The organism is Streptomyces sp. NPDC045678 (assembly GCF_056432085.1).
This window is the reverse complement of the sequence record NZ_JBWKJS010000011.1, coordinates 161,967-185,754: the sequence shown is the minus strand read 5'-3', so window position 1 is coordinate 185,754 and position 23,788 is coordinate 161,967. Positions and strand designations below refer to the sequence as shown.

The following is a 23,788-nucleotide window of genomic DNA, read 5'->3' as shown; positions in this document are numbered from 1 at the left end:
ACTGACAATGCGGTGCAGGTCCCCGGGATCCGCCCGGCTACTCCACGCCGATCAGCAGCAGCGCCGACTGGCGGCCGCCGCGGTAGACGACGGTGTCGACGGCCAGGTACGCCTCGCGCACGTGCTTCTCCAGGTGCTCCGCGACGTTGTCCGGCACGGATTCGCCGAGTACGAGCGTGACCATCTCGCCGCCCGCCGACAGCATCCGGTCGAGGACCGATACGGCGGTGCGGGCCACCTCGGAGCCGATCACGGCCACGTCGCCGTCGATCAGGCCGAGCACGTCGCCGGTCTGGCAGATGCCCGCCATGGTCCAGGACTGCCGCTCGGCGACGGCCAGTTCGCCGTACCGGGTCGCGCCGGCCGCCGAGGTCATGGCGACGACGTCCTCGTCGAAGCGGCGGTCCGGCTCGTGCACGGCGAGGGCCGCGATGCCCTGGACCGCGGAGCGGGTGGGGATGAGCGCGACGCGTACGCCTTCGGTGCGGGCCTGTTCCGCGGCGGCGGCCGCGGTGTGCCGCAGCTCGGCGTCGTTCGGCAGGAGCACCACCTCGCGGGCGTGGGCCCGCCGGATGGCGTCGACGAGTTCGCCGCTGGCGGGCGGCTCCCCCACGCGCGCGGGCACGGTGGTCGCCCCGGCCTCGGAGTACAGCCCGGCGAGACCCTCCCCGGGCACGACGGCGACGACGGCCCGCTGTGCGCGTTCCCGGGGCGGCTGGGCGGCGGTGCGCTGAGTGGTGGTGTGCGCGTCGTCCGCTGCGAAGTGGGTGATCCGGATGCGGTGGGGGCGGCCCGCCTCCACGCCGGCCTCGACGGCCGCTCCCGCGTCGTCGACGTGGACGTGGACGTTCCAGAGCCCGTCGCCGCCGACCACGACGAGTGAGTCGCCGAGCCGGTCGAGGCGGGCCCGCAGCCGGGTGACGGCGTCGTCGTCCGCCTCCAGGAGGTAGATCACCTCGAAGGCGGGGCCGCCCTCCTCGACAGGTGCGTCCTCGCACTCGACGGCCTCCACGCGCGCGTGGCCGTGGCCCGGGCCCTTGGCGTGTGCCGCGCCTCTCGGCGTCAGGGTCTCGCCGGACAGGGCGCCCGTCAGCGCCCCCAGGACCGCCACGAGGCCCCGGCCCCCGGCGTCCACCACTCCCGCGCGGCCGAGCGCCGGAAGCTGTTCCGGTGTCGCGTCCAGCGCCGCGCAGGCCCCGTCGTACGCCGCCCTGGCCACCGCCCCGCAGTCGCCGCCGGTGCCGGTCGCCGCGTCGGCGGCCGCGGTGGCCACCGTCAGGACGGTGCCTTCGACGGGGTGGGCGACCGCCTGGTACGCGGCTTCGGCGGCCTGCCGCAGCGCGCGCTCGAGGACCTGCCCGGCGACGTGATCTGCCTCACTGCTCGGCGCCCCCTCGGCGGCGATGACCTGCGCCATCCCCCGCAGCAGCTGCGACAGGATCGTGCCCGAGTTGCCACGGGCGCCTATGAGCGCTCCGTGCGCCATCGCGCGCACCGTCTCGGCCAGCGAGGGCAGCGCGGGATCGTGGCCCGTGAACGCCGCGTCCACCGCCTGGGAGGCGGATTCCACGGTCAGGTAGAGGTTCGTCCCGGTGTCTCCGTCGGCGACCGGATAGACGTTGATCGAGTCGATCTCCTCGCGGGCCCTGCCGAGGGCGTCCAGAGCCAGTCGGCACCAGGCGCGCACCGCGACCGCGTCGAGGTTCTGCGGCACCTGTTCGCCTCCTTGACCATCCGGAATGGACGCAGCGTAGACCCAGCGTGAACGGAGGGCCCGGGGCGGGGGCCGGGCCGTCCGTGGTAGTTTCGTTGTACCGAAGCAGTCGTTGTATGCTGCTCCGGTTGCCCGATACGCATCGGGCCATTCCTCCTGGCAACGCCACCTCGATCATTGCACTGATCCCGGCATGCCGGGATTAACCGTAAGTGCATCTGAAGTCTTGGAGTGACCCGTGGCTGCCAACTGCGACGTCTGTGGCAAGGGGCCGGGCTTCGGCAACAACATCTCGCACTCGCACCGCCGTACGCCCCGTCGCTGGAACCCGAACATCCAGCGTGTGCGTGCCGTGGTGAGCGGGACGCCGAAGCGCCTCAACGCTTGCACCTCGTGCATCAAGGCCGGCAAGGTCTCGCGCTGACGCCAGCGCGGCCACCTAGCTGGTTGCTGAAAGAGCCGGTTCCCCTTCGGGGGAACCGGCTCTTTCGTCTATCCGCGATCCGTCATCCGTTGGGCGCGTCCGCCCCGAACCGCCAGCCGTGATCCACCGGACCGATCCCGCCGCCGAGCGCGAACCCCTCGGCGATCGCCCCCGTGACGTACTCCTTGGCCGCCACGACGGCCTCCGGCACGCCCTGCCCCTTCGCCAGCTGCGACGCGATCGCACTGGCCAGGGTGCAGCCCGTGCCGTGCGTGTGGCGGTTGTCGTGCCGGGGGGCGCGCAGGACGTGCTCCTCGGAGCCGTCGGTGAGCAGGTCCACGGCGTCGCCACGGAGGTGGCCGCCCTTGATGAGGACCCACTTCGGCCCGTAAGCGAGGACGGCGTCCGCCGCGCGTCGCAGGCCGTCCTCGGAGTCGACTTCGACGCCGGTGAGCTGCGCGACCTCGTCGAGGTTGGGAGTCGCGACCGTGGCGGCCGGCAGCAGTTTCGTACGGACCGAGTCCAGCGCCGACGCGGCGAGCAGTGAGTCGCCGTGCTTGGAGACGCCGACCGGGTCGACGACCGCGGGCGCGTCCGTGCCCGCGAGCAGCTCGGCGACCGTCTCGACCAACGCCGCCGAGGCGAGCATGCCGGTCTTCACGGCCTGTACGCCGATGTCGTCGACGACGCTGCGGTACTGCGCCCGCACCGCCTCCACCGGCAGCTCCCAGAAGCCCTGCACACCCAAGGAGTTCTGCGCGGTGACGGCCGTGACGACGCTCATGCCGTGCGTGCCGAGGGCGAGCATCGTCTTCAGGTCGGCCTGGATGCCCGCGCCGCCGCCGGAGTCGGACCCGGCGACGGTCAGAACACGCGGCGGGGCGGTCACTCGGTGTCCCCGTCGTCCCCGAAGTGGTCCCAGCCCTTGCTGGTCCACGGGGCGCCGTCCACGGTCACCTGGGGCAGCGCAGAGGGGTTGAGGACCTCGCCGATGACCTTCCAGCGGGCGGGCAGTTTCACGTCAGGAGGGAAGGTCGCCACGATGGCGTGGTCCTCGCCCCCGTTGAGCACCCACTGGAGCGGGTCGACACCGACGGCCTGCCCGATGTCGTTCATCTGGGAGGGCACGTCGACGTCTCCGGAGCGGATGTCGATCCGCACCTTGCTGGCGTCGGCGATGTGCCCGAGGTCGGCGATGAGGCCGTCGCTGACGTCCGTCATGGAGGTCGCGCCGAGACCGGCGGCCGCGGGGCCCGCGTGGTAGGGCGGTTCGGGCCTGCGGTGCGCCTCCACGAAGGCGCGCGGGGAGCGGAAGCCGCGGGAGAGCACCGCGTGTCCGGCCGCGGACCAGCCGAGCCAGCCCGTCACGGCGACGACGTCGCCGCTCCGGGCGCCCGCGCGCGTGACGGGCTCGTGGTTGCGCAGGTCGCCGAGTGCGGTGATGGCGACGGTGATCGTGTCGCCGCGCACCACGTCGCCGCCCACGACGGCCGCGCCCGCGACCTGGCACTCGTCCCTGAGGCCGTCCATCAGCTCGGTGGGCCAGCTCGCGGGGAGTTCGGCGGGCACGACGAGGCCGAGCAGCAGCGCGGTCGGCACGGCGCCCATGGCCGCGATGTCGGCGAGGTTCTGCGCGGCGGCCTTGCGGCCCACGTCGTACGCGGTCGACCAGTCGCGGCGGAAGTGCCGCCCCTCGAGGAGGATGTCGGTGCTCGCCACGACCCTGCGGTCCGGGGCGGTCACGACCGCCGCGTCATCGCCCGGGCCGAGCCGTACGGCCGGCGTGGAGGTGAGCCGTGAAGTGAGCTCTCTGATGAGCCCGAACTCCCCCAACTCGCCCACGGATCCCTTCACCGAGTCTCACCATGCCCTTTCAAGCTGCCCGGCCCCCGGTCGCGAGCCGTCTCTGTCGTCGGTACGGTCGACGTGACCGTCAACTTCTGCTGTCCGTCCACCGCGATGTGCGCGCCACAGGTCGCCCGGGTCTCCCCGCGGCGAGCGGCGACGCGGTACCGTGGCGTCCCTTTCTCCCCCCACATGATCCTCGTGGCCGCCCTGGAGGTTCCGTGGTACAGGCGTACATCCTGATCCAAACAGAGGTCGGCAAGGCGTCGACCGTCGCCGAGCTGATCGGCAAGATCCCGGGAGTGATCCAGGCCGAGGACGTGACCGGACCCTACGATGTCATCGTGCGCGCCCAGGCGGACACGGTGGACGAACTCGGCCGCATGGTGGTCGCCAAGGTCCAGCAGGTGGACGGCATCACCAGAACTCTGACCTGCCCGGTCGTGCACTTGTAGCCCCCGTCTACCCTGGCCCGGTGAACTTCCCCCACCTCCGGCGCCGCTGCCTCGCAGGAATGTCCGTCCTCGCCCTGTCGATCACGACAGCTGCCTGTTCAGGTACGGACGACGAGGCGTCAGTGGTGGTTCCGTCCCCGGACGCGAAGGCCGCGAGTCTCTGCCGGGACCTGCACGAACAGCTGCCGGAAAAGGTCGACGGGCTGGGGCGCACCGACCCCGGGCCGAAGTCCGAGCTGACCGCGGGATGGGGAGACCCGGCGATCATACTGCGCTGCGGCGTGCCGCGGCCCCCCAAGATGATCGACCTCTCCTACGCACCGAAGAACGGCGTGAAGGTGAACGGCGTGGCCTGGCTCCTGGAGAAGCGGGACGACGGGTCGTACACCTTCACGACCGGTGCGCGCCTCGCCTACGTGGAGGTGACGCTGCCCGAGGAGCGGACGGCGGAAGGCCTCGGCCCGCTCACGGACTTCGCCGGCCCCGTCAAGAAGACGATTCCCAAGGGGATCGCCGCGTCGTCCTGACGGGGGCGGCGTACCGGTCCCGCGTCAGCGCAGGCCCGTGGAGCGGTCGAGGGCCGCCTGGATGAGGCGGTCGACCAGCTCGGGGTAGCTGACGCCGCTCTTCTCCCACATCTGCGGGTACATCGAGATGGGCGTGAAGCCCGGCATGGTGTTGATCTCGTTGATCACGAACCGGCCGTCCTCGGTGAGGAAGAAGTCCGCGCGCACCAGGCCCTCGCAGGACGCCGCCTCGAACGCCTCGACGGCGAGCCGCTGGATCTCCGCGGTCTGCTCGGGCGTCAGCGGGGCGGGCACGATCCCGGGCGCCGAGTCGATGTACTTCGCCTCGAAGTCGTAGTAGTCGTGCGCCTGCACGGGCGGGATCTCGGCCGGGACGCTCGCGCGCGGCCCGTCCTCGAACTCCAGGACGCCGCACTCGATCTCGCGGCCGCGCAGCAGCGCCTCGACGAGGATCTTCGGGTCGTGGTGCTGGGCCTCGGCGATGGCCTCGTCGAGGCCTTCGAAGGACTCGACCTTCGTGATGCCGATCGAGGAGCCCGCACGCGCGGGCTTGATGAACAGCGGCCAGCCGTGCTCGCCGGCGAACTCCGCGATGCGCCGGCGGGCACCCTCTTCGTCCTGCCGCCACTCGCGGGGGCGGATCACCAGGTACGGGCCGACGTTCAGCCCGAAGGAGGAGAACACCCGCTTCATGTAGTCCTTGTCCTGGCCGACGGCCGAGGCGAGGACTCCGGAGCCGACGTACGGCACTCCGGAGAGTTCGAGCAGACCCTGGAGGGTGCCGTCCTCTCCGTAGGGACCGTGCAGCATCGGGAAGACGACGTCGACCTCGCCGAGCGCCTTGGGCACGGAGCCGGGCTCGCTGTAGACGACCTCGCGGTTGCCGGGGTCCAGGGGCAGCACGACGCCGCCCTCCACGGAGTCGGCGAGTTCGGAGACGTTCGGCATCGTGCGGTCGGTGATGGCCATCCGCTCGGGCTCGTCGGCGGTGAGCGCCCAACGGCCGTCCGTGGTGATGCCGATCGGCAGGACGTCGTACTTGGTGCGGTCGATGGCGCGCAGCACGGCACCGGCCGTGACGACGGAGATGCCGTGCTCCGAGCTGCGGCCGCCGAACACGACGGCCACACGCGGCTTGCGGAGCGGCTGCTCAGGGCTCTGGGGGAGGTTCTCGCTGCTCATATCGCGTTGAGAGTACCCGTTGGTCCCGCAGTAGTCAGGCGTGCCTCAGCGGCGCTCGGGCTTGGCGCTGCGCGACATGAGGTCCTTGAGGGCGACCATCGGGGGCGTGCCCTCGTGCACGATGCCCACGACCGTCTCCGTGATGGGCATGTCGACACCGTGCCTGCGGGCCAGATCGAGCACGGACTCGCAGGACTTGACGCCCTCGGCGGTCTGCTTGGTGACCGCGATGGTCTCCTCCAGGGTCATGCCCTTGCCGAGGTTGGTGCCGAAGGTGTGGTTGCGCGAGAGCGGCGAGGAGCAGGTGGCCACCAGGTCGCCCAGGCCCGCGAGTCCGGAGAACGTCAGCGGGTCGGCGCCCATGGCGAGGCCGAGCCGGGTGGTCTCGGCGAGGCCGCGCGTGATGAGCGATCCCTTGGCGTTGTCCCCGAGGCCCATGCCGTCCGCGATGCCCACGGCGAGGCCGATGACGTTCTTCACGGCGCCGCCGAGCTCGCAGCCGACGACGTCGGTGTTCGTGTACGGGCGGAAGTACGGCGTGTGGCAGGCCGTCTGGAGGCGCTGGGCGACGGCTTCGTCCCGGCAGGCGACCACGGCCGCGGCGGGCTGCCGCGCGGCGATCTCACGGGCGAGGTTGGGTCCGGTGACGACGGCGACGCGGTCCGACGGGACCTTCGTGACGTCCTCGATCACCTCGCTCATCCGCATGGCGGAGCCCAGTTCGACGCCCTTCATGAGGGAGACGAGGACGGTCCCGGGGGCCAGCAGCGGTGCCCACTCGGCGAGGTTGCCGCGCAGCGTCTGCGAGGGCACCGCGAGGACCGTGAAGTCGGCGTCGGCGGCGGCCTCGGCCGGGTCGGAGGTCGCCCGGAGGTTCTCGGGGAGCCGCACGCCGGGCAGGTAGTCCGGGTTCGTCCGCGTGGAGTTGACGGCGTCGGCGAGTTCGGCGCGGCGGCCCCACAGGGTGACGTCGCAGCCCGCGTCGGCGAGCACCATGCCGAAGGCCGTACCCCAGGAGCCCGTTCCGAAGACGGCGGCCTTCACGGGGCGCACCGAGTTCACGGGGTTCGTCACTTGCTGTCCTCCGAGGTGCTCTCCGCGGAACCCCGGGCTCCGCGGTCTGCCTTGCGTCGTTGTTCCAGCCGTGCCCTGCGCGGGTCGTACGGCGTATCGGGGGCCTTCTCGCCCCGGACCTCCTCCAGGAGTTCGGTGATCGCGGCCATGATGGTCTCGGTCACCTCGCGCAGCACGTCGGGCGTCGGCTCCTTGTCGTAGAAGCGCGACAGGTCGACCGGCGGTCCCGCCTTCACCTGGAGGGTCTTGCGCGGGAAGAAGGCGGGCTTCTTGCTGTACGGCGCCAGGGCGAGGTTGGCGCCCCACTGGGCGACGGGAATCACCGGGCACTTGGTCTTCAGGGCGACCCGCGCGGCACCGGACTTGGCCGTCATCGGCCACATGTCGGGGTCCCTGGTGAGGGTGCCCTCGGGGTAGAAGGCGACACACTCGCCGCGCTCGATGGCGGCGACGGCGGCACGGAAGGCGTCGAGGGCGTTCGTGGTCTCGCGGTAGACGGGGATCTGGCCCGTGCCCTTCATGACCTTGGCGACGAAGCCGCGCTTGAAAAGGCCGTCCTTCGCCAGGAAACGCGGCACTCGTCCGGTGTTGTACTGGTAGTGCGCGTAGGAGAACGGGTCGATATGCGAGTTGTGATTCACCGCCGTGATGAATCCTCCGTCGGCCGGAATGTGTTCCATTCCACGCCAGTCCCGCTTGAACAGAACCACGAGCGGCGGTTTAGCAATGACCGCCGCCAGGCGGTACCAGAAGCCGATTCTGCGGCGGGACACTCGGACACCTTCCTCCATGAACCCGGACGGCCGCACAAGTGTCGCCCCAGGCTGCCTGTCTGTCGAGAACACCGTACGCCCACCCCTTCCCGGCCACCCCGTGCACCGGCCCTCCAGCAGGTCACAATGGGCGCGAGGCGAAGGACGGAGCTCTCGTGCAGTGGACCCTGGTGATCCCCCTGAAGCCGCTTGCGCGCGCCAAGAGCAGGCTCGCCGCCGCCTCCGGGGACGGCCTGCGGCCCGGCCTGGCCCTGGCGTTCGCGCAGGACACCGTGGCCGCCGCGGTGGCCTGCCCGGCGGTACGGGATGTGGTGGTCGTCACGGACGACGCCCTGGCGGGTCGTGAGCTCGCGGCGCTGGGCGCCCGGATCGTGCCGGACGAGCCGGGAGAGGGCCTGAACGCCGCCCTGGCGCACGGAGCGGCGTTCGTGCGCGCCGAGCGGCCGAAAACGCCCGTTGCGGCCCTGAACGCCGATCTGCCGGCGTTGCGCCCCCTGGAATTGGCACGGGCCCTCGAAGACGCCGCCCCATTTCCCCGCGCATTCCTTCCGGATGCCGAAGGAATCGGGACGACGTTGCTGTGCGCGGGAGCGGGTTCGGAATTGCGTCCCGTATTCGGTACGGCATCGCGGGCGCGGCACGCCGCGTCGGGAGCGGTGGAACTCTCGCTCGCCGGAGTCGATTCCGTACGCCGGGACGTGGACACGGGAGAGGACCTGCGCGCCGCTCTCCTGCTCGGTGTGGGACCCCGCACCGCCGAGACCGCGGCGGGCCTGCTCATCTCCGACTGAGTACGCTGCCTTCCATGCAGGCGACCGCGTACACGTACGACTCCGAGACCCGCAGCGGCAGTGTGCTGCTCGACGACGGGACTCCGGTGCCCTTCGAGGCCCCCGCTTTCGACGCGGGCGGGCTTCGGCTGCTGCGGCCGGGGCAGCGGGTGCGCATCGAGGTCGACGGCGAGGGCGAGGCGCGCCGCATCACCCTGGTGACCCTGCAGACGTTCTGATCCGTGGAACCGGTGGTCCTGAAGGCCTTCTGAAAGAGCCGACGCACGACGCGGGCCGGGCTCCCCCGTGGGAGCCCGGCCCGGCGCGTGAGTGCCCTCGTGCCCCTACTTCTTGCGGGCCGTGGTCTTCTTGGCGGTCGTCTTGCGCGTCGTGGCCTTCTTGGCGGGCGCGGTCTTCTTGGCCGTGGCCTTCTTGGCGGCGGGCGCGGTCTTCTTCGCCGTGGCCTTCTTCGCCGTCGGCGTGGCCTTCTTGGCGGTGGTCTTCTTCGCCGCCGGCGTCGCCTTCTTCGCCGTGGCCTTCGTGGCGGTCTTCTTGGCGGTGGCCTTCTTCGCCGTCGCCGTGGCCTTCTTGGCGGTGGTCTTCTTCGCCGCCGGCGTCGCCTTCTTCGCCGTGGCCTTCGTGGCGGTCTTCTTGGCCGTGGCCTTCTTCGCGGCGGCCTTCTTGACCGTCGCCGAAGCACCGCCGGAGAGGCTGCCCTTGGGCGCCTTCTTGACCGCGACGTCGTTCTTGGGGAGCTTCTTCGAGCCGCTCACCAGGTCCTTGAAGCCCTGTCCGGCACGGAAGCGCGGAACGGAGGTCTTCTTGACCCGCACGCGCTCCCCGGTCTGCGGGTTGCGGGCGTAACGGGCCGGGCGGTCGACCTTCTCGAACGAGCCGAAGCCGGTGACCGAAACCCGGTCCCCGCTGACCACGGCACGGACGACGGCGTCCAGGACCGCGTCGACGGCGTCGGCGGCCTGCTGGCGGCCGCCCACCTTGTCGGCAATCGCTTCTACGAGCTGCGCCTTGTTCACGTCTTCCCCTTCGGAGACATTGCCGGGAGCGAAATACTCCGGCTTTTTCGCACGTTAGGCAGATATATACCGCAAATCAAACACGAAACGGGCTAATCACCCTTGTGCCGCAACGAAGTGGCCCATCTCGGAGTTCCTCGAAGGCCCGTTGAGGCTGCGACTCAGCCGTCTTGGGGGAATCGGTCCTCGTCTGCTTCGTCGAGGGACGCCATCAATCGCTCCAGACGCCTTGCCGCATCGGCGAGATCGTGTTTGGCCGCGGCCGTAATGACCAGCAGCTTCCGGGTCAGCGCCATCCGTACGCCCTCCGGGACTTGCAGTGCGCGCACTCGTGAGTGCGCTTCCTTCAGTTGGTCCGCGACGAGCCCGTAGAGCTCGAGTTGGCTGTCACGTCCCATGCACCGATTGTGCCATCTGGGGCGAGTTGTCGCCTCCGCAGGGGGTAACTGCCGCCGTCCGCCGCCTTTCTGAGGGTACCCCGTCGCGCTGAGTACAAGGGGATTTCCGGCCTCTTCTTCCTTCACGAGCACGGGAGTTGAGACCACCCGTTCAGGTCAGCCGGTACCCAGAAGTGCCGCACACAGACGTACCCCCAACCGTTCACGATTGGGGGTACGTCGGGGTGTTGCGGGGTGTTGCGAGGTGTCAGACCTGCACGGTCCGCGGCTTGTACGAGGGGCGCCCGGACTCGTACGCGGCGATGTCCGGCTCGTTCTGCAGGGTGATGCTGATGTCGTCCAGGCCGTTCAGCAGCCGCCAGCGGGCGTTCTCGTCGAGCTCGAAGTCGGCGGTGATGCCCTCCGCGCGGACCTGGCGGTCCTCCAGGTCGACGGTGACCTCGGCCTGCGGGTCCCGCTCCGTCAGCTCCCAGAGCGCGTCCACGACCTTCTGGTCGAGCACCACGGTGAGCAGGCCGTTCTTCAGCGAGTTGCCCCGGAAGATGTCGGCGAAGCGGGACGAGATGACGGCCTTGAAGCCGAAGTTCTGCAGCGCCCACACGGCGTGCTCGCGGGAGGAACCCGTGCCGAAGTCGGGGCCCGCGACCAGGACCGTGGAGCCCTGTCGCTCGGGGCGGTTGAGGACGAACTCGGAGTCCTTGCGCCAGGCCTCGAAGAGCCCGTCCTCGAAACCGTCCCTGGTGACCTTCTTGAGCCAGTGAGCAGGGATGATCTGGTCGGTGTCGACGTTGCTGCGGCGCAGCGGAACGGCCCGGCCGGTGTGCTTGGTGAATGCTTCCATGGTTCTCAGACTCCGGCGGTCACGGGGGCGTCGGACAGGTCGGCGGGCGAGGCGAGGTGGCCGGTGACCGCGGTGGCCGCGGCGACCTGCGGGGAGACCAGGTGGGTACGCCCGCCCTTGCCCTGCCTGCCCTCGAAGTTGCGGTTCGACGTGGACGCCGAGCGCTCGCCGGGAGCCAGTTGGTCGGGGTTCATGCCCAGGCACATCGAGCAGCCCGCGTGCCGCCATTCGGCGCCGGCGCCGGTGAAGACCTTGTCCAGCCCCTCCTCCATGGCCTGCAGGGCGACCCGGACCGAGCCGGGCACGACCAGCATCCGTACGCCGTCGGCGACTTTGCGGCCCTCGACGATGGAGGCGGCCGCACGCAGGTCCTCGATACGGCCATTGGTGCACGAACCTACGAAGACGGTGTCGACCTTGATGTCGCGCAGCGGCTGCCCGGCGGTCAACCCCATGTACTCCAGGGCCTTTTCGGCGGCGTAGCGCTCCGAAGCGTCTTCGTACGAAGCCGGGTCGGGGACGCTCGACGAAAGCGGCGCTCCCTGGCCCGGGTTGGTGCCCCAGGTGACGAACGGCGCCAGCGACGCGGCGTCGATGTAGACCTCGGCGTCGAAGACGGCGTCGTCGTCGGTCTTCAGGGTCTTCCAGTAGGCGACCGCGGCGTCCCAGTCCTCGCCCTGCGGGGCGTGGGCGCGACCCTCGATGTAGTCGAAGGTCGTCCGGTCGGGGGCGATCATCCCGGCGCGGGCGCCCGCCTCGATGGACATGTTGCAGATGGTCATCCGCGCCTCCATCGAGAGCTTCTCGATGGCCGGGCCGCGGTACTCCAGGACGTACCCCTGGCCGCCGCCGGTGCCGATCTTCGCGATGATGGCGAGGATCAGGTCCTTGGCCGTGACCCCGTCGGGCAGTTCGCCGTCGACGGTGATGGCCATGGTCTTGGGGCGGGCCATCGGCAGCGTCTGGGTGGCCAGGACGTGCTCGACCTGGGAGGTGCCGATGCCGAACGCCAGCGCGCCGAAGGCGCCGTGGGTGGAGGTGTGCGAGTCGCCGCAGACCACCGTGGTGCCGGGCTGGGTCAGTCCCAGCTGCGGTCCCACCACGTGGACGACGCCCTGCTCGACGTCGCCCAGCGGGTGCAGGCGTACGCCGAATTCGGCGCAGTTCTTGCGCAGCGTCTCCAGCTGGGCCCGCGAGACCGGGTCGGCGATCGGCTTGTCGATGTCGAGGGTCGGGGTGTTGTGATCCTCGGTCGCGATGGTGAGGTCGAGCCGCCGCACCGGCCGGCCGGCCTGACGGAGGCCGTCGAAGGCCTGGGGGCTGGTCACCTCGTGCAGCAGGTGCAGATCGATGAAGAGGAGGTCGGGCTCGCCCTCGGCGCGCCGGACGACGTGGTCGTCCCAGACCTTCTCCGCGAGTGTCCTACCCATCGCTTTCCCTCCGACCGGCCGCTTCGCCGGCCCAACTAGAGAATCTGTTCGCAGACGCACGTACCCCTCGTGCCGTGCGTCGGCCGCCGATCCGTTGGTCCGCGGATCGCTCGTACAGAGTGGCGCGTCTCGCAGAAAATTGAACTTGCGTTTCACAGAGTGAGACGGGAGTATCGACGCATGGACAACTCTAGCGGCGTCGGCGTCCTCGACAAGGCGGCCCTTGTCTTGAGCGCTCTGGAGTCCGGTCCGGCCACCCTCGCGGGCTTGGTCGCGGCCACCGGGCTCGCACGACCCACGGCTCATCGACTGGCCGTGGCACTGGAACACCACCGGATGGTGGCTCGGGACATGCAGGGCCGATTCATTCTCGGCCCGCGCCTCTCGGAGCTCGCGGCGGCGGCGGGCGAGGACCGCCTGCTCGCCACGGCGGGCCCGGTCCTGACCCACCTGCGCGACGTCACGGGCGAGAGCGCGCAGCTTTACCGCCGCCAGGGCGACATGCGCATCTGTGTGGCCGCGGCCGAGCGCCTCTCGGGCCTGAGGGACACCGTCCCCGTCGGCTCGACGCTCACGATGAAGGCGGGTTCCTCGGCCCAGATCCTGATGGCGTGGGAGGAGCCGGAGCGTCTGCACCGCGGCCTCCAGGGCGCCCGCTTCACCGCCACGGCCCTTTCGGGCGTACGCCGCCGGGGCTGGGCCCAGTCGATCGGCGAGCGCGAGCCGGGCGTCGCGTCCGTCTCCGCGCCGGTGCGGGGCCCCTCGAACCGTGTGGTGGCCGCCGTCTCGGTCTCCGGACCGATCGAGCGCCTGACCCGTCACCCCGGCCGTATGCACGCCCAAGCGGTCATCGACGCCGCCGGACGCCTCTCGGAGGCCCTGCGCCGCTCGGGCGGCTGACGCTCCCGGCGCCGGGAGCGCCGACCCACGCACAGCGCCGGAAGGAGCTGCCTCAACGCCGCGGCAGCCCCTTCCGGCGCTTTTCTGTGCCCCGGCCCTCGGCCGGTGAAGGTCAGGCCGCTCCCAGGCGGTCGGCGGCCCGCTCCCCGCGACGGCCGACCGGGATCACACCGGTGGCGGCGGCCAGGCCGAACGGCGGCATGTTCACGTACACCTGCTCATGGGCGCCGGCCGGCACCACGAACGTCTCGTGCCAGAAGCCGACCCTGCCCCGGCCCTCCCTGATGCGACGGTTGAAGGTCGCCCACGCGGGCCGGTGGGTCTTGTCCGGTGCGGTCGAGTACGCCAGCAACTTCTCCCGCGACTCCCAGTACTGGACCAGGTACACCACGCGTGCCCCGCCGAACAGGAGCCGGTAGCCCAGCATTCCGCTCTCCCGGTCCCGCGACAGTTCCTTCAGCATGCGGGGCATCGCCGTGAAGACGGGCCACCAGCTGCGGACGGCACGGAAGGCATTGATGCGCATCCCGATGTGGAAGACGACCACGCCGCCCTCCGCCGCGGCGGTCATGCGACCTTCGATCGGCTTGCTGCTCATGACGGTTCCCCCTTGACGGAGCCTTGGCCGAACGTTGGATAGTTCCGCTATCCATGCTTGGATAGTGGCACTCTCCAAGGAGGAGTGCAAGAGGAGGCACGAACCGATGAGACTGGCGGAACTGAGCCGGCGCAGCGGGGTCCCCACGGCCACGATCAAGTACTACCTGCGCGAGGGGCTGCTCCCGCCGGGCCACCGCGTGACCGCGACGCGGGCCGAGTACGACGACACCCACGTGCAGCGGCTCCGGCTCGTGCGGGCGCTGGTCCAGGTGGGCCGGGTGCCGATCGCGTCGGCGCGCGAGGTGCTCACCGCGCTGGAGGACGACTCGCTGGACCACAACTCCCGCCTGGGGACGGCGGTATGGGCTCTGCCGCACGGCCCGGAGTCCCCTGCGGACGACCCGTCCCAGGAGGCGGCATGCCACACGGTGGACGCTCTGCTGGAACGCCTCGGCTGGCGGAACGCCCAGGAATACGGAGCCGGTTCGCCGGCCTACCGGATGCTGGTGACCGCCGTGGGCACCCTGGCCCGGCTCGGATATCCGTGCGGCGTGGCGGACTTGGCGCCGTACGCGCGCGCGGGGCGGCAACTGGCCGTGGCGGACCTGGACTTGATCGAGCGGTACGAGTCGCCGGACGAGGAGCTGGAGGCGGCGGTCGCGCTCACGGTGCTCTACGAGCCGGTCCTGCTGAGCCTGCGCCGCATGGCACAGGCCGAGGAGTCCCACCGGCGCTACGGGCAGGAGGCGCCCCGGTCATGACGAAAGGGCCCTCCCTCACGGGAAGGCCCTCTGTCGTTCTTGTACCCCCGACCGGATTCGAACCGGCGCTACCGCCTTGAGAGGGCGGCGTGCTAGGCCGCTACACAACGGGGGCGCGGACCTTGTGTCACCACACGATCCAGCTGGGCTACCAGGACTCGAACCTAAACTAACGGAACCAGAAACCGTCGTGCTGCCAATTACACCATAGCCCAATGTGGTCTAGACCAAGTCTAGGGACCTACAGTACCCCCGACCGGATTCGAACCGGCGCTACCGCCTTGAGAGGGCGGCGTGCTAGGCCGCTACACAACGGGGGCCCTAGCGATCCTGCATCAGTGACAGTGGGTGCGACCCGATCTGTCCCCGCGGGAAGGATCTGTACCCCCGACCGGATTCGAACCGGCGCTACCGCCTTGAGAGGGCGGCGTGCTAGGCCGCTACACAACGGGGGCATTGTGGATGTGCTCCACAGGTTGCGGATGAGATCCGCGGTTGCAGATGAGCTCTGCGAGCTGGCCTACCAGGACTCGAACCTAGACTAACGGAACCAGAAACCGTCGTGCTGCCAATTACACCATAGGCCATCAAAGCGCCACCCCTTGACGGGGTTTTGTTTGACTTGCGCTTCCCGGCCGGACCTTTCGGCCCTCTCGGGCGGCGCAGGAAGAACATTACCCGAAGGTGGACGGCGCTCCAAAACGGGTATCCGCCCGCAGCAGCGCGGGGAGCTCGGAGAGCGCCCTGATGCGGTGCACGCCCGTCGGGCAGTCCCCCGCCGAGCCGTTGCGGTCGAGCCAGATCCCGAGCAGGCCCGCGTCCCTGGCGCCCCTGGCGTCGATCTCCGGCTGGTCGCCGACGTAGGCGATCTCCGCGGGCGCGAGGCCGAGGTGGGTGCAGACGGCGCGGAACGCCTCGGGGGCGGGCTTGGAGACGCCCAGGTCGGCGGCGCACAGCACGGCCTCGAACCGGTCGCGTACGCCGAGGACGGTCAGCTTGCGGTCCTGGACGACCAGTGCGGAGTTGGAGAGCACGGCGTGGCGGTACTCACCGGCGAGCGCGTCCAGGGCGGGGAGGGTGTCGGGGAAGAGGGACCAGGCCGATTCGTAGTGACCGACGTAACGCTCGAACCAGGCGTCGGCGTCGGCGTCGGAGAGGTCCGGGGCGTCCATGAAGTCGCGCACGCGGTCGCGGCGCTGCTCCTGGAAGGTCACTCCCCCGGCCCCGAAGCGGGCCCAGTGGCGCTCGGTGAGCTCCCGCCACCGGTCGAGCGCGCGCTCCGCCGATTCGTACCGCGCCAGGAGGCCCTCGGCCGTGAGGTGCGCGTGCATGCCGGTGCTGTCGGCACGCGCGTAGTCGAAGATCGTGTCGTCGATGTCCCAGACCACGGCTTTGATCGGCATGTCTACGACCGTATGCGAAGGACCCGGGAGCCGTCAGGCTTCCCGGGTCCTTCGTTCACGTACGTCTGGTCGGCCGCGTCTGCCTACGCGGTCAGCTTCGCCAGGGCCGCGTCGATGCGGGTGAGCGCCTTCTCCTTGCCCAGGATCTCCAGGGACTCGAAGAGGGGCAGGCCGATGGTGCGGCCGGTGACGGCGACGCGGACCGGGGCCTGGGCCTTGCCGAGCTTGAGGCCGTGCTCCTCGCCGGCGGCCAGGACGGCCTCCTTGAGGGACTCGGGGGAGCTCCAGTCGGCCGCGTCCAGCTTGGCGCGGGCGGTACGCAGGAGCGCGTCGGAGCCGTCCTTCATCGCCTTCGTCCAGGACGGCTCGTCGAAGACCGGCTCCGCGCGGAACAGGAAGTCGACGTTGTCCGTGATCTCGGAGAGGACCTTGAGGCGGGTCTGCGCGTGCGGCGCGATGGCCTGCCAGGCGGCCTCGTCGAACTCCTCGGGCGCCCAGTTGGCGTGCGGGGCCCTCAGCCAGGGCTCGCAGGCCTCGGCGAAGGTCTTCACGTCCAGCATGCGGATGTGGTCGGCGTTGATCGCCTCGGCCTTCTTCAGGTCGAAGCGGGCCGGGTTCGCGTTCACGTCCGCGAGGTCGAACTTCGCGACCATGTCGGAGATCGAGAAGACGTCCTGGTCCGCCGAGAACGACCAGCCCAGGAGGGACAGGTAGTTCAGGAGGCCCTCGGGGAGGAAGCCGCGCTCGCGGTAGAGGTTGAGCGAGGCCTGGGGGTCGCGCTTGCTCAGCTTCTTGTTGCCCTCGCCCATGACGTACGGGAGGTGGCCGAACTCGGGGATCGCCTTGGCGACGCCGAGCTCGATCAGCGCCTTGTAGAGGGCGATCTGCCGGGGCGTGGAGGAGAGCAGGTCCTCGCCGCGCAGGACGTGGGTGATCTCCATCAGCGCGTCGTCGACCGGGTTGACGAGCGTGTACAGCGGGGCGCCGTTGGCACGCACGATGCCGTAGTCGGTGACGTTCTCCGCCTGGACGGTGATCTCGCCGCGGACCAGGTCGGTGAAGGTGGTGGCCTCGTCGGGCATCCGGAAGCGGATGATGTGCTTGCGGCCCTCGGCCTCGTACGCCTCGATCTGCTCCGCGGTGAGGTCGCGGCAGTGGCCGTCGTACCCGGACGGCTTGCCGGCGGCGCGGGCGGCCTCGCGGCGGGCGTCCAGCTCCTCGGTGGTGCAGTAGCAGGGGTAGGCGTAGCCGCCGTCGATCAGCTTGGCGGCGACGTCCTTGTAGATGTCCATGCGCTGCGACTGGCGGTACGGCGCGTGCGGGCCGCCGACCTCGGGGCCCTCGTCCCAGTCGAAGCCCAGCCAGCGCATCGAGTCGAGCAGCTGCTCGTACGACTCCTCGGAGTCGCGGGCCGCGTCGGTGTCCTCGATGCGGAAGACCAGGGTGCCCTCGTTGTGCCGGGCGTAGGCCCAGTTGAAGAGGGCGGTGCGGACCAGGCCCACGTGGGGGTTGCCGGTCGGCGAGGGACAGAACCGTACGCGTACGGGGGTCGCGTTAGCCACGCTTGATCACCCTGTTGGTGAGAGTGCCGATGCCTTCGATGGTGACGGCGACCTCGTCGCCGACGTTGAGCGGGCCGACCCCTGCCGGGGTGCCCGTGAGGATGACGTCGCCGGGGAGCAGCGTCATGGCCTCGGAGATGTGCACGATCAGGTCCTCGACGGACCGGACCATCTCGGTCGTACGTCCCAGCTGGCGCTGTTCGCCGTTGACCGTGCACTGGATGGTGAGGTCGGAGGGGTCGAGGTCGGTCTCCACCCAGGGGCCGAGCGGGCAGGAGGTGTCGAAGCCCTTGGCCCTGGCCCACTGCTTCTCGCGCTTCTGCACGTCACGCGCGGTGACGTCGTTCGCGCAGGTGTAGCCGAGGATGACGTCACGGGCGCGCTCGCGCGGGACCTCGCGGCACATGCGGCCGATGACGACGGCGAGCTCGGCCTCGTGGTGCACCTCCTGCGAGAAGGAGGGGTACACGATGGCGTCGCCGGGGCCCGCCACGGAGGTGGACGGCTTGAAGAAGGCGACCGGGACGTCGGGGACCTCGTTGCCGAGCTCCGCCGCGTGGTCCGCGTAGTTGCGGCCGATGCCCACGACCTTGTTGGGGAGCACCGGCGGCAGCAGCCTGACCTTGCTCAGCGGGACCTTCGTGCCGGAGAGCTCGAAGTCCGCGAACGGGATGCCCTTGATGATGTCGAGGACAAGACCGTCGGTCGTTCCGGGCGGGCTTTCGCCCTCGACCGCGCCGAAGGCGACGTTGCCGTCGATGGAGAACCTGGCGATGCGCACGTGTGCCTCGGCCCCTTGCTGGAATGGGTGGAGTCTGACGCTCCAGGCTAACGCGGCAAGGGGGTCCGACCTCCCGTGATCAGCCCGCCACGGGGGTGGTCTGCTCCGGCGCGTCCATCAGGATCGTGCGCTTGGGGTTGGCGGTCTGGGTCGGGAGCTCGACCGCGTGCTCCGGACGGTCGGCCGCGGTCTGGAGCTCGTCCGCGTCCGTGAGGTGCGCGAGAGTGGTGCGGCGCGGGTTGGCTATGTTGCGGAACATCGTCGACTTCACAGTCTTCATCTGCTGTTCGGACCTTGTCGGTTGTGCGTCGCGCGAACGGACGCGGCTTGTCGGATTCGCCATCCCTGTAAAGCGTCAGGCTAAACATCCAATTCCCGGCCAAAGTCCGGAAGACGCCATGATCTTCGTGTGAGTTTGCTCACGAGGCAGTGGGCAAAAGGGTCAATTCAGGCCCAGAGTCAGGCGGTTGGAAACGGACATTGCGCCACTGAAGGCATCATTCCGCTCCTGATCATGAAGACTGGGACACCCCCCACCGGCAGGAGCTTTGTGAGGATGGGTCCGTTTTCTACTAGATCACTTTCTACGTCTCGTGACTCCGCACTCACAACGCGTCACGTAGCTCGCGGCGCGACACACGGGCCTTGTTGGAGATCCTGCACTGTGCTGGAATTCCCGGGACCGCCGCGGGATCGAACCGGCGCGCAGGGGCGCAACGCAGCGCCGAGTGGCGGCGGGGAGGGGGAGCAAGCGCCGGTCACTCACGACCACCCATGGGGCGCTGCCGCCCCACGACGCCGACACCGTCCCGCCGTTACCCGGCAGGACGCCTGGTCCAGAGGTTGCGACGCTAGTGCAGGGACGTTTCAAGAGGGATGGCAAGGGGTCTCCCCAGGCCGACCGCGGCCGAGGGGATGCTCCGGCGGAGCCGGAGCGCGGCTCCTCGCCCCAGCACGCCCAGAACCCCGGCGCGGGCTCGCCCGGCGACAGCGGTCCCGGCGCCGCGCGCCAGGGTGCCGTCGGCAGCGGCCCGACGGCTGCCCCGGCCAAGGGCAAGAGCAAGGGCAAGAACGCGTCCGGAGCCGCGACGCCCCCCGGCCCCGGCTCCCGAATAGCCCTGCGCAACTGGCGCATCTCCACCCGCCTCGTCTCGCTGCTCGCGCTCCCCGTGATCACCGCGACCTCGCTCGGCGCGCTCCGCATCAACTCGTCCCTGGACGAGATCGAGCAGCTCGACAACATGAAGCTGCTCACCGAGATGACCAAGCAGGCCACGGAGCTGGCCGCCGCGCTCCAGGAGGAGCGCGACAAGTCGGCGGGCCCCCTCGCGCACGGCGCGAGCGCCTCGGACTACACGGTCAAGGGCGCGCGGGACAAGACCGACCGCGTCTACCGGAACTTCCTCCAGGGCACCCAGGACCTCAACGACACCGACGGCGAGAAGGGCCTCCTCGGCGTCCGGCACAGCGCGGTCCAGATCACCCAGCAGCTCCAGGGCATCAACGACGTCCGCAAGAAGGCCTTCCAGGACGAGAAGTCCACCTCGCAGACCGTCGAGGCCTACAGCCAGCTCGTCGAGCAGCTCCTGAAGCTGTCGCAGGACATGGCGCAGGCGACGAGCAACCCGGACATGATCCAGCGGACCCGTTCGCTGGCCGCCTTCTCCTCCGCCAAGGAGTACGCGTCCGTCCAGCGCGCGATCATCGCCGCGGCCCTGCCGGCCAACGACAGCGACTACGGCAAGATCTCCGAGACCGACCGCACCTTCGGCCTCAGCGCCAACGAGAAGGAGCGCTCGGAGCTCCAGACGTTCAGCAAGATCTACGCGGGCAACGCCGGTGAGCTGACCAAGCCCATCGACGGCGGCAACCCCGCGGTCAAGGCCGCCAACGAGTACGCCAAGCGCGTCCTCGAGCAGGAGGGTGGCATCAAGCTCCAGGACAAGCGGTCCTACAAGGACTGGGTCGACAACGACACGACCAAGATCGACGCGATGTCGAAGATCGAGCTGACGCTCCTCGGCGAGATGGAGCAGAAGGCTCGCGAGCTGCGCAACGAGTCGGAGCAGTCGGCCATCCTCAACGGTGCGCTGATCCTGCTCGTGCTCGGCGTCTCGCTCGTCGGCGCGTTCGTCGTGGCCCGGTCCATGATCCGTTCGCTGCGGCGCCTCCAGGACACCGCGACCAAGGTCGCCCAGGACCGCCTGCCCGAGCTGGTCAAGCAGCTCTCGGAGTCGGACCCGCAGGACGTCGACACCTCCGTCGAGTCGGTCGGTGTGCACTCCAGGGACGAGATCGGCCAGGTGGCCGCGGCCTTCGACGACGTGCACCGCGAGGCCGTCCGCCTCGCCGCCGAGCAGGCCCTGCTGCGGGGCAACGTCAACGCGATGTTCACCAACCTCTCGCGCCGTTCGCAGGGCCTCATCCAGCGCCAGCTCTCGCTCATCTCCGAGCTGGAGTCGCGCGAGGCCGACCCGGACCAGCTCTCCTCGCTCTTCAAGCTCGACCACCTCGCCACACGTATGCGTCGTAACGGTGAGAACCTGCTGGTTCTGGCCGGTGAAGAGCCCGGTCGCCGGTGGACCAGGCCCGTCCCGCTCGTCGACGTGCTGCGTGCCGCCGCGTCCGAGGTGGAGCAGTACGAGCGCATCGAGCTCTCCTCGGTCCCCGCGACCGAGGTCGCCGGACGCGTCGTCAACGACCTCGTGCACCTCCTCGCCGAGCTGCTCGAGAACGCGACCTCGTTCTCCTCGCCGCAGACCAAGGTCAAGGTCACCGGTCACGCGCTGCCCGACGGGCGCGTGCTGATCGAGATCCACGACACCGGTATCGGCCTCTCGCCCGAGGACCTCGCGGCGATCAACGAGCGGCTCGCGTCGCCGCCCACCGTGGACGTCTCGGTCTCGCGCCGCATGGGTCTGTTCGTGGTCGGCCGTCTGTCGCAGCGTCACGGCATCCGCATCCAGCTCCGCCCGTCCGACTCCGGTGGTACGACCGCGCTGGTCATGCTCCCCGTCGACGTCGCCCAGGGCGGCAAGAAGATGCCGGGCAAGCCCGGTGCGCCCGGTACGACCGGCGGTCCCGCCGCGGCTCAGGCCGCCGCGGGTGCCGCTGCCGCGCGACGCGGTGTCGGTCCCGGCGGCAACAGCGGTCCCGGCCAGGGCGGTGGCCCCGGTCGCGGTGGTCCCGCGCTCGGCGGCGGTCCCGGTGGCGGTGGCCAGGGCGGTCCCGGGCTGCTCGGTGCCGGTGCGCCGCGCCAGCAGGTCGCGGGCACGGGTCCGCGCGCCGCGCTGCCCTCCCGAGACACCGGACAGCAGCGTCCGCCCGGTGGCCCGCAGGTCGGTGGCCCGCAAGCCGGTGGCCCGCAGGTCGGCGGCCCGCAGGTCGGCGGCTCCCAGAGCGGTCAGCCCATGGCGCCGCAGGGCAACTTGCCGACGCGCGGGCAGGGCAACCAGTCGCAGGGCGGCCGGGGCGGCAGCGCGCCGCAGCCTCCCGTGCCCCAGCAGCGTACGAACGCCATGAACCCGCCGTCGGACGCCGGTGACCAGGGCCGCAGGCCCCAGCTGCCGCCCCGCGGGGGACCGCGCGCCGAGCTGCCCGGGGGTAACCCGCAGCCGCGCGTGCCCAGCTGGAGCGACGAGAACGCGCAGCCGCAGGTGTCGCGCGAGCCCTTCGACACGCCCCGGGGTCACGAGGAGCACGAGACCACCGGGCAGTTCCCGCAGCCCACCGCCGCCCCGGACGACCGGCAGGGCCCCGGCTCCACCGCCGAGTTCGCCCGCCCGGACTTCGACGGTCCGCCGCCCGGCACCTCCGCGCCGCAGGACGCGGGCTCGACCGGCCAGTTCGTCCGCTCGGACGTCTTCGGCGGTACGGGCGCGCCCCGGCGTGGCCAGCAGCCCGGCCGTCCGGCCGCGCCGCAGCACCAGAACCAGAACCAGAACCAGCAGCAACAGCAGAACCAGCAGCAGAACCCGAACCCCGGTCAGCAGCAGGACCAGGGCAACGGCTACGCGCAGCAGGGCGGTCGGGAGAACCCCGACTACACCGTGCCGCGCCCGCCGGCCCCCCGCCGCGGCCAGGGCGACCCCCACCAGGGCCTCCCGCAGCAGCCGGGCCAGGGCCAGGGTGTGGGCCAGGCGCCGCAGCAGGACCAGCAGAACCAGCTGAACCAGCAGCAGGACCCGCTGCATCAGCACGAGGACCCGCTGAACCCGCAGCAGCCCCTCCCGCCGGGCGGTCCCGGCGACGGGCGTACGCCGCTGTTCGACACGCTGGAGACCAACTGGTTCCAGCAGCAGCAGAACCAGCACGCGGCGCAGCAGCAGGCCGCACAGCAGGAGCAGCAGGAGCACCGGAACCGGCAGTCCGCGCAGCAGGACCAGCAGCTGGGCGGCCCGGCCGCCGACGCCGGTCCGCGCCGGGCTCCCGAGCCCGCGCGCCACCAGGCCCCCGAGCCGCCGCAGCGTCCGCTCCCCTCGCGCCCCCAGCGCCAGGACCCGGCCGCCGCACCCGCGGACCAGGGCGGCACGAACGGCGCGGGCATGCCCGGCGGCTGGCGCTCCTCCCCCAACGACGAGCTGGGCCGGCAGGCCGAGCGCGTCCGGCAGCCGTCCGCGGGCGGCGTCACCACATCCGGACTGCCGCGTCGCGTCCCGCGGGCCAACCTGGTCGCGGGCACGGCACAGCAGCAGCAGGACAGCACAGGTCCGCAGGTTTCGCGTGCACCCGAAGAAGTACGCGGCCGGCTGACGAATCTCCGTCGGGGCATCCAGCAGGGTCGCCAGGCCGGCACCGGCCAGACCGGTAGTTTCCCTCGCCCCACTCACCAGCAGGAGCGTTAGTTGAGTCCGATGAGCCAGGCGGCACAGAATCTGAACTGGTTGATCACCAACTTCGTGGACAACACCCCCGGGGTGTCCCACACGGTCGTGGTCTCCGCCGACGGCCTCCTTCTGGCCATGTCCGAGGGGTTCCCGCGCGACCGCGCCGACCAGCTCGCCGCGGTCGCCTCGGGGCTGACCTCGCTGACCGCGGGCGCCTCCCGGATCTTCGAAGGCGGCACCGTCACACAGACCGTGGTGGAGATGGAGCGGGGGTTCCTCTTCATCATGTCCGTCTCGGACGGCTCGTCCCTGGCCGTGCTCGCGCACCCCGAGTGCGACATCGGCCTCGTCGGGTACGAGATGGCCCTCCTCGTCGACCGCGCGGGTGCCGTCCTCACTCCGGACCTCCGCGCCGAGCTGCAGGGCAGCCTGCTCCACTAGCCCCGAGCACGCTCCGAAGCCTCACCCTTCGGCCGCCCCACCGACCG

24 protein-coding genes and 5 tRNA genes are annotated in these 23,788 nt (G+C 70.6%); 9 read left to right on the top strand and 20 right to left on the bottom strand.

From position 1 onward, the window contains the following. Window positions 1–37: 37 nt before the first annotated feature. Window positions 38–1,714, bottom strand: a complete 1,677-nt coding sequence (locus tag AC07DO_RS33660) for a DAK2 domain-containing protein (protein ID WP_479065172.1) — start codon at window positions 1,712–1,714, stop codon at window positions 38–40. Window positions 1,715–1,952: 238 nt separating this feature from the next. Here AC07DO_RS33660 and rpmB point away from each other — a divergent pair, with 238 nt between their 5' ends. Further along, window positions 1,953–2,138, top strand: coding sequence for a 50S ribosomal protein L28 (gene rpmB / locus AC07DO_RS33655; protein ID WP_016642993.1), 186 nt, complete (start codon window positions 1,953–1,955; stop codon window positions 2,136–2,138). A gap of 82 nt (window positions 2,139–2,220) precedes the next feature. On the opposite strand, the gene thiD is transcribed toward rpmB, so the two are convergent. Together thiD and AC07DO_RS33645 are read right to left on the bottom strand one after the other, a co-directional pair. Then, window positions 2,221–3,027, bottom strand: a complete 807-nt coding sequence (gene thiD, locus AC07DO_RS33650) for a bifunctional hydroxymethylpyrimidine kinase/phosphomethylpyrimidine kinase (RefSeq protein WP_479065170.1) — start codon at window positions 3,025–3,027, stop codon at window positions 2,221–2,223. Further along, window positions 3,024–3,992 (bottom strand): thiamine-phosphate kinase, encoded by a 969-nt coding sequence (locus tag AC07DO_RS33645; protein ID WP_479065169.1) that lies wholly within the window; start codon window positions 3,990–3,992, stop codon window positions 3,024–3,026. Before AC07DO_RS33645 ends, thiD begins: the two co-directional genes overlap by 4 nt. 212 nt (window positions 3,993–4,204) lie before the next feature. Here AC07DO_RS33645 and AC07DO_RS33640 point away from each other — a divergent pair, with 212 nt between their 5' ends. Beyond that, window positions 4,205–4,438: an Lrp/AsnC family transcriptional regulator gene (locus tag AC07DO_RS33640; protein WP_016642988.1), complete on the top strand. Its 234-nt coding sequence runs from the start codon at window positions 4,205–4,207 to the stop codon at window positions 4,436–4,438. A 20-nt stretch (window positions 4,439–4,458) separates the two neighbouring features. After that, window positions 4,459–4,965 carry a DUF3515 domain-containing protein gene (locus tag AC07DO_RS33635; protein ID WP_479065167.1) on the top strand — a complete coding sequence of 169 codons (507 nt, stop codon included), beginning with the start codon at window positions 4,459–4,461 and terminating at the stop codon, window positions 4,963–4,965. Between the two features lie 24 nt (window positions 4,966–4,989). Here the strand turns inward: AC07DO_RS33635 and AC07DO_RS33630 are convergent, their stop codons facing one another. From AC07DO_RS33630 to AC07DO_RS33620, 3 genes are read right to left on the bottom strand one after another with little or no spacing between them, the layout of a single operon-like run. Beyond that, complete coding sequence (locus tag AC07DO_RS33630) at window positions 4,990–6,147, bottom strand: D-alanine--D-alanine ligase family protein (protein ID WP_479065165.1); 1,158 nt, start codon at window positions 6,145–6,147, stop codon at window positions 4,990–4,992. Between the two features lie 45 nt (window positions 6,148–6,192). Continuing rightward, window positions 6,193–7,200 carry an NAD(P)H-dependent glycerol-3-phosphate dehydrogenase gene (locus AC07DO_RS33625; RefSeq protein WP_479065420.1) on the bottom strand — a complete coding sequence of 336 codons (1,008 nt, stop codon included), beginning with the start codon at window positions 7,198–7,200 and terminating at the stop codon, window positions 6,193–6,195. 17 nt (window positions 7,201–7,217) lie between these two features. After that, window positions 7,218–7,994, bottom strand: a complete 777-nt coding sequence (locus AC07DO_RS33620) for a lysophospholipid acyltransferase family protein (protein ID WP_479065163.1) — start codon at window positions 7,992–7,994, stop codon at window positions 7,218–7,220. A gap of 155 nt (window positions 7,995–8,149) precedes the next feature. On the opposite strand from AC07DO_RS33620, the gene cofC reads away from it, so the two are divergent. Continuing rightward, window positions 8,150–8,785 carry a 2-phospho-L-lactate guanylyltransferase gene (gene cofC, locus AC07DO_RS33615; protein WP_479065161.1) on the top strand — a complete coding sequence of 212 codons (636 nt, stop codon included), beginning with the start codon at window positions 8,150–8,152 and terminating at the stop codon, window positions 8,783–8,785. Window positions 8,786–8,799: 14 nt separating this feature from the next. Further along, a complete protein-coding gene (locus tag AC07DO_RS33610; RefSeq protein ID WP_030787468.1) occupies window positions 8,800–9,003 on the top strand; it encodes a hypothetical protein in 204 nt (67 codons plus the stop codon). 105 nt (window positions 9,004–9,108) lie between these two features. Here AC07DO_RS33610 and AC07DO_RS33605 read toward each other — a convergent pair whose 3' ends face one another. The 4 genes from AC07DO_RS33605 to leuC all read right to left on the bottom strand — a co-directional run bounded on the left by AC07DO_RS33605 (window position 9,109) and on the right by leuC (window position 12,467). After that, window positions 9,109–9,798: an HU family DNA-binding protein gene (locus AC07DO_RS33605; protein WP_479065159.1), complete on the bottom strand. Its 690-nt coding sequence runs from the start codon at window positions 9,796–9,798 to the stop codon at window positions 9,109–9,111. Window positions 9,799–9,959: 161 nt separating this feature from the next. Continuing rightward, on the bottom strand, window positions 9,960–10,196 hold the full coding sequence (locus tag AC07DO_RS33600; RefSeq protein WP_150172638.1) for an SCO5555 family protein: 237 nt from the start codon (window positions 10,194–10,196) through the stop codon (window positions 9,960–9,962). Between the two features lie 247 nt (window positions 10,197–10,443). After that, a complete protein-coding gene (gene leuD, locus AC07DO_RS33595) occupies window positions 10,444–11,037 on the bottom strand; it encodes a 3-isopropylmalate dehydratase small subunit (RefSeq protein WP_150172636.1) in 594 nt (197 codons plus the stop codon). A 5-nt stretch (window positions 11,038–11,042) separates the two neighbouring features. Next, window positions 11,043–12,467 carry a 3-isopropylmalate dehydratase large subunit gene (gene leuC, locus AC07DO_RS33590; protein ID WP_479065157.1) on the bottom strand — a complete coding sequence of 475 codons (1,425 nt, stop codon included), beginning with the start codon at window positions 12,465–12,467 and terminating at the stop codon, window positions 11,043–11,045. Window positions 12,468–12,647: 180 nt separating this feature from the next. Here leuC and ndgR point away from each other — a divergent pair, with 180 nt between their 5' ends. Then, entirely contained in the window at window positions 12,648–13,367 is a 720-nt protein-coding gene (gene ndgR, locus AC07DO_RS33585) for an IclR family transcriptional regulator NdgR (RefSeq protein ID WP_055564460.1), read from the top strand. A 112-nt stretch (window positions 13,368–13,479) separates the two neighbouring features. Here the strand turns inward: ndgR and AC07DO_RS33580 are convergent, their stop codons facing one another. Continuing rightward, complete coding sequence (locus AC07DO_RS33580) at window positions 13,480–13,965, bottom strand: DUF4188 domain-containing protein (protein WP_479065155.1); 486 nt, start codon at window positions 13,963–13,965, stop codon at window positions 13,480–13,482. Window positions 13,966–14,071: 106 nt separating this feature from the next. Between AC07DO_RS33580 and AC07DO_RS33575 the strand changes: the two genes are divergently transcribed. Further along, window positions 14,072–14,728, top strand: a complete 657-nt coding sequence (locus AC07DO_RS33575) for a MerR family transcriptional regulator (protein ID WP_479065153.1) — start codon at window positions 14,072–14,074, stop codon at window positions 14,726–14,728. Between the two features lie 42 nt (window positions 14,729–14,770). On the opposite strand, the gene AC07DO_RS33570 is transcribed toward AC07DO_RS33575, so the two are convergent. The 9 genes from AC07DO_RS33570 to AC07DO_RS33530 form a co-directional block, all read right to left on the bottom strand. Then, window positions 14,771–14,843 (bottom strand) — tRNA-Glu (locus tag AC07DO_RS33570). A 28-nt stretch (window positions 14,844–14,871) separates the two neighbouring features. Continuing rightward, window positions 14,872–14,943: transfer RNA gene (locus tag AC07DO_RS33565), tRNA-Gln, on the bottom strand. A gap of 32 nt (window positions 14,944–14,975) precedes the next feature. Beyond that, window positions 14,976–15,048 (bottom strand) — tRNA-Glu (locus tag AC07DO_RS33560). Between the two features lie 62 nt (window positions 15,049–15,110). Continuing rightward, window positions 15,111–15,183 (bottom strand) — tRNA-Glu (locus AC07DO_RS33555). Between the two features lie 60 nt (window positions 15,184–15,243). Continuing rightward, window positions 15,244–15,315, bottom strand: a tRNA-Gln gene (locus tag AC07DO_RS33550). Between the two features lie 87 nt (window positions 15,316–15,402). Further along, the gene (locus AC07DO_RS33545) at window positions 15,403–16,131 is read right to left on the bottom strand and encodes an HAD family hydrolase (RefSeq protein ID WP_479065151.1); all 729 of its coding nucleotides are present in this window, start codon (window positions 16,129–16,131) and stop codon (window positions 15,403–15,405) included. Between the two features lie 83 nt (window positions 16,132–16,214). Then, complete coding sequence (gltX, locus tag AC07DO_RS33540) at window positions 16,215–17,693, bottom strand: glutamate--tRNA ligase (protein WP_479065149.1); 1,479 nt, start codon at window positions 17,691–17,693, stop codon at window positions 16,215–16,217. Beyond that, complete coding sequence (locus tag AC07DO_RS33535; protein WP_479065147.1) at window positions 17,686–18,474, bottom strand: fumarylacetoacetate hydrolase family protein; 789 nt, start codon at window positions 18,472–18,474, stop codon at window positions 17,686–17,688. The genes gltX and AC07DO_RS33535 overlap by 8 nt, the downstream gene beginning before the upstream one ends. 79 nt (window positions 18,475–18,553) lie before the next feature. Beyond that, entirely contained in the window at window positions 18,554–18,754 is a 201-nt protein-coding gene (locus AC07DO_RS33530) for a hypothetical protein (RefSeq protein ID WP_479065145.1), read from the bottom strand. Window positions 18,755–19,328: 574 nt separating this feature from the next. On the opposite strand from AC07DO_RS33530, the gene AC07DO_RS33525 reads away from it, so the two are divergent. Both AC07DO_RS33525 and AC07DO_RS33520 read left to right on the top strand, forming a co-directional pair. Continuing rightward, a complete protein-coding gene (locus tag AC07DO_RS33525; RefSeq protein WP_479065144.1) occupies window positions 19,329–23,318 on the top strand; it encodes a sensor histidine kinase in 3,990 nt (1,329 codons plus the stop codon). Between the two features lie 9 nt (window positions 23,319–23,327). Beyond that, on the top strand, window positions 23,328–23,741 hold the full coding sequence (locus AC07DO_RS33520) for a roadblock/LC7 domain-containing protein (protein ID WP_030787430.1): 414 nt from the start codon (window positions 23,328–23,330) through the stop codon (window positions 23,739–23,741). Window positions 23,742–23,788: the final 47 nt, after the last annotated feature.

Coding starts and splice junctions, on each gene's coding strand:
- AC07DO_RS33630 (WP_479065165.1), bottom strand. CDS start 6,147: ATGAGCAGCGAGAACCTCCCCCAGAGCCCTGAGCAGCCGCTCCGCAAG.
- AC07DO_RS33610 (WP_030787468.1), top strand. CDS start 8,800: ATGCAGGCGACCGCGTACACGTACGACTCCGAGACCCGCAGCGGCAGT.
- AC07DO_RS33600 (WP_150172638.1), bottom strand. CDS start 10,196: ATGGGACGTGACAGCCAACTCGAGCTCTACGGGCTCGTCGCGGACCAA.
- leuD (WP_150172636.1), bottom strand. CDS start 11,037: ATGGAAGCATTCACCAAGCACACCGGCCGGGCCGTTCCGCTGCGCCGC.
- leuC (WP_479065157.1), bottom strand. CDS start 12,467: ATGGGTAGGACACTCGCGGAGAAGGTCTGGGACGACCACGTCGTCCGG.
- ndgR (WP_055564460.1), top strand. CDS start 12,648: ATGGACAACTCTAGCGGCGTCGGCGTCCTCGACAAGGCGGCCCTTGTC.
- AC07DO_RS33580 (WP_479065155.1), bottom strand. CDS start 13,965: ATGAGCAGCAAGCCGATCGAAGGTCGCATGACCGCCGCGGCGGAGGGC.
- AC07DO_RS33575 (WP_479065153.1), top strand. CDS start 14,072: ATGAGACTGGCGGAACTGAGCCGGCGCAGCGGGGTCCCCACGGCCACG.
- AC07DO_RS33545 (WP_479065151.1), bottom strand. CDS start 16,131: ATGCCGATCAAAGCCGTGGTCTGGGACATCGACGACACGATCTTCGAC.
- AC07DO_RS33530 (WP_479065145.1), bottom strand. CDS start 18,754: ATGAAGACTGTGAAGTCGACGATGTTCCGCAACATAGCCAACCCGCGC.
- AC07DO_RS33520 (WP_030787430.1), top strand. CDS start 23,328: ATGAGCCAGGCGGCACAGAATCTGAACTGGTTGATCACCAACTTCGTG.